This is a genomic window from Nostoc sp. FACHB-888, assembly GCF_014696655.1.
Lineage (GTDB): Bacteria > Cyanobacteriota > Cyanobacteriia > Cyanobacteriales > Nostocaceae > Nostoc.
This window is the reverse complement of record NZ_JACJQM010000315.1, coordinates 1-3,606: the sequence shown is the minus strand read 5'-3', so window position 1 is coordinate 3,606 and position 3,606 is coordinate 1. Positions and strand designations below refer to the sequence as shown.

Sequence of the window (3,606 nt, the reverse complement as noted above, 5' to 3'; positions counted from 1 at the left end):
TTAAATTCGTTGAGTATTATTTTCTTAATTATCCTAATTTTTTGCGTTGTCATTAACTGAAATTAATTCATACTTCAAATTGAAGTGCGGAATGTGGGTTATTAGCATCCTCTCGCTGATTATGGGCAGTAATGGACTGGATATCATGACCAGTAAATGATATCCAAGTCTGCCAACGTTTCGTAACTGGGTGCTGTACAATGCCTGTAGTCAGTTCATTGTCCTCAAGCACTGATTTTTTCTTTGGGCCACCGAATCCTTTAAACATGGCAATATTGAGTAAACGCTATTTTAAAATGCCCAAAATCAACACAGCGATCGCTCTAGTAAGCTGCTAACAGGTTTGACTCCATCCAGTTGTGGGCGATAATCTACTGGTTTGTACATTCCCATTAATCACCTTGGAACCCAACCAGCTAAATTTATTTTCTGATTTGACCGTCACACCAGCACGTACAGCAGAGACACTGTTAATGAGCCTTAAGGCGCTGTTGAAGTGGAAATCTCAGATTTTTGAATATCAGCAGAAGGTGAGAGAGAACAAACCACCACAGCAGACGGCATTATTTGACCTTACCCCTAAGCACTGCGACCTAGACCAAATTGATCCACTCTTGCTGCGGCTTGTGCCAATGTCGTTTTATAGGATGCCAGCAAACAGCCCAGGTGATGCGTGTCTCTATTTCATCATAGACTCGGCGGCTTCTCTTGTGCTGTATGTGGGCGAAACGTGCCGCAGTAACGACTGACAAAAAAGCACTAATGATTTCAAAAGTTTTTCAGAAGCCTTACCAGTCCTTCCTTTTACCTTGGTAACACCCGAAGATCGAAATCAGCCTCTATCTACAATCCACGTTCATCTTCCACAGTGTGCATAAATTGATTTCACTTACCCGTTAATTAGAAAGTAGAAGCAAGGCTTATGTCCCGCTAGTTCAAAACCGCGACTTTATTGAGGTGATTTATACCTACTATGGTGAAATAAGTAAGTTGGTAAGAATAAATCAAACTAGATTAAGTAATGTAAAAAATATTGAGATTAGTTTTTAGTGACCGACTCGGGCGATCATTTGAGGACTTTAGTCCTCTCTGCCAGACGCTGCGCGTAGCTGGCTCTTTGAGCAGGGGTACACTACAAACCTCTTCATTATTCACGCTGCTCTACTTAGAAGCTCAGTACTAAACTAAATTTAGAGGATTTTGATTATGCCCAAATTTACAGTTCGACCCAATTTCACAGGCACTGCTGGTGACGACACAATAGTAGGGGAAGATTTAAATAAATTTCCAGCAATTGGGATTGATATTTTAACTGGAGGTTTCATTTCTACAGGCTTAGGAAATGACACTATCACTGGCACTGGTCAGGGTGGTACGGGTGACAGAGGCGACGGCGGTGATGGGATTGGTATTGCCAACAGTAGGAGTGGGAGTTTGAATACAGGGGACGGAAATGACACTATCACTGGTGCTGGTCAGGGCGGCACTGGTAAGGCTTTCAGTCCCTTTACCACCAGAGACGGACCATACTACTATGGCGGCAATGGCGGTGCAGGGACTGGCATTAGCAACACTGGGATTCTGAATACGGAGGACGGAAATGACATTATCACTGGTACTGGTCAGGGTGGTAAGGGCGACAGAGGCGACTCCGGCGGCAACGGCGGTGCAGGGACTGGCATCAGCAACACTGGGCTACTGGATACCGGAGACGGAAATGACACTATAACTGGTTCTGGCAACGCTTTAGATTATAGCCTCATGGTTATAGGCATCTCCAACGACGGAGTAATTGATACTGGGAATGGTTGTGACATTCTTACTGGACAGGCTACTGCAACAATTGGTGATGCTGCCTATGGCATTTATGGAGAAGGAACTATCAAAACTGGTGATGGCAATGACTTTATTACATCCACCAGTACCATCAATGAAGTTCAACAAAAAGTTACTATTGGTGGCGGTATCAACATTTATCTAGGCACTGGAAATGACTGGTTTAAAGGGTTTGGTACTGCGGCTGTAGATGGTGAAGAAGGTTTTGATACCTTAGACCTCAGTGCTTTCAATCGCTCTGAACTCACTTTTTCTGGTGTAATTTCGGGCAATGCCCTAAACCCAGTTAACATCAGCTTCCATAACAGTGGAAATGTTATTACACTGACCACAACAGGCTTTGAGAATTTTGTCTTTGCAGATAGCTCTTTGTCCTATAGCACTTTGGCCTAAACTCAGGGCAAAGGCATCTAAATATAGTATATAAATACTAAATAAAGGATAAAGGCAGCGATCGCGTGTGGTATGAAGGACACGACCCAATACTACTCGCTTTGTGCATTTTTAACTCGGCATTGGGTTTGGGGTAAAGGTTAAAGGGTAAAGGTTTTTTCTTTCCCATTTCCGCTTCCCCTTTTCCCCAAAACCCGACAAGTATTGGGACACACCCGCTTAAATAACTAAAGTTACGTATGCCGTCTGTAATATGGTAATACTTAGTCCTGTTTCGCCACTCTTGAAAAACAATAATCGAAGCCAAAGTCTAAAACTTTGATTTCATCAAGGCTTAAAGCTTTATTTTCTAATAGAAACTAAAATTTATAGACAAAAACTAGAAAATAAAACTTTACAAATTTTTCGGTTATTACATTCTCTCAAAGGGAGAAAACAGAGTTAAGTCTAAATATTCAAGCGGCCTGTAGTAAACAATTGATATCCCCCAACAAAACAAGCCATTGAAAGGCAAAACTGCCATAAACTTGTAGGGGTGAGGACAGCGCGGCTACTAAAAAAAATCAGAAGTATTCCTATGCCCAGCGCCACCCAACCTAAGTCCTTGTCCTGGCGGGGCAAGACAAATAACATCAGAATTCCTGAAGTCAAAAATAATATAGAACCATCAGCAGCTATACCACGCCACCAATAGGGATATACGTTGGTGCTGAAGTAGATATTTTGACCAAGAAAGTAAACTCCGGCTAGTAGTAATATTAAACCGAGTAACTTAAATAAAAATCTCATTTATTTGGATAGAAAAAATGTGCTAAACCTATATTGCCCAAATAGAAGTGCAATACTTACTTGAAATCTCAAGCAGGTGTAGAACCACCAAGCACATTTCTATAAGCCTCAGCAGTTTCCTCACCAAAACCACCAGCTTGGACATGACGAAGTAACGATTGGATAATTGGCATAGCAATGCTTATACCAAATAATGAATTGAAACCTGCAATAACCACTGGTGCTGACAATATAACTGTAAATTCTGGAAATAACGCCAATACAGCCACTAAGATCAGAAAAACAATTGGTGTAGCAATGCCTGCTGCCTTTGCAGCTTCTACAATTAAATTTTTATATTCTTCAACAGTAATGTCGCCCCGATAAAGATCCAAGGAGTATGAAATCGCTGTGACTATAACTTGGGTAAGAATAGCTGTGCCTGTAGCAGTGATCCCCAACTTAGCAATTGTCCCAGAATTGCAGATAATAGAATCTACTGCATTATGGGGTAGTGTTACGGAAGCTGTCACCAGGGGCAAAGTAGTACAGCAGTATTAAACTGGAAACTTTCCCATCACCCCGTCGTATTCTTTTTGAGCTTCCCCT

Annotated in this window: 6 protein-coding genes; 2 read left to right on the top strand and 4 right to left on the bottom strand. The window is 41.7% G+C overall.

All coding sequences use genetic code 11. The features are described from left to right. Positions 1–67 precede the first annotated feature (67 nt). On the bottom strand, positions 68–268 hold the full coding sequence (locus H6G26_RS39920) for a hypothetical protein (protein WP_206757593.1): 201 nt from the start codon (positions 266–268) through the stop codon (positions 68–70). Between the two features lie 91 nt (positions 269–359). Here H6G26_RS39920 and H6G26_RS39915 point away from each other — a divergent pair, with 91 nt between their 5' ends. After that, positions 360–749 (top strand): hypothetical protein, encoded by a 390-nt coding sequence (locus H6G26_RS39915; protein WP_190737468.1) that lies wholly within the window; start codon positions 360–362, stop codon positions 747–749. Between the two features lie 457 nt (positions 750–1,206). Then, the gene (locus H6G26_RS39910) at positions 1,207–2,229 is read left to right on the top strand and encodes a hypothetical protein (RefSeq protein ID WP_190737466.1); all 1,023 of its coding nucleotides are present in this window, start codon (positions 1,207–1,209) and stop codon (positions 2,227–2,229) included. 37 nt (positions 2,230–2,266) lie between these two features. On the opposite strand, the gene H6G26_RS44105 is transcribed toward H6G26_RS39910, so the two are convergent. The 3 genes from H6G26_RS44105 to H6G26_RS39900 form a co-directional block, all read right to left on the bottom strand. After that, complete coding sequence (locus H6G26_RS44105; RefSeq protein ID WP_277883971.1) at positions 2,267–2,398, bottom strand: hypothetical protein; 132 nt, start codon at positions 2,396–2,398, stop codon at positions 2,267–2,269. Positions 2,399–2,676: 278 nt separating this feature from the next. After that, the gene (locus tag H6G26_RS39905) at positions 2,677–3,018 is read right to left on the bottom strand and encodes a hypothetical protein (protein ID WP_190737464.1); all 342 of its coding nucleotides are present in this window, start codon (positions 3,016–3,018) and stop codon (positions 2,677–2,679) included. Between the two features lie 68 nt (positions 3,019–3,086). Further along, positions 3,087–3,530 (bottom strand): hypothetical protein, encoded by a 444-nt coding sequence (locus tag H6G26_RS39900; RefSeq protein ID WP_242054355.1) that lies wholly within the window; start codon positions 3,528–3,530, stop codon positions 3,087–3,089. Positions 3,531–3,606 lie beyond the last annotated feature (76 nt).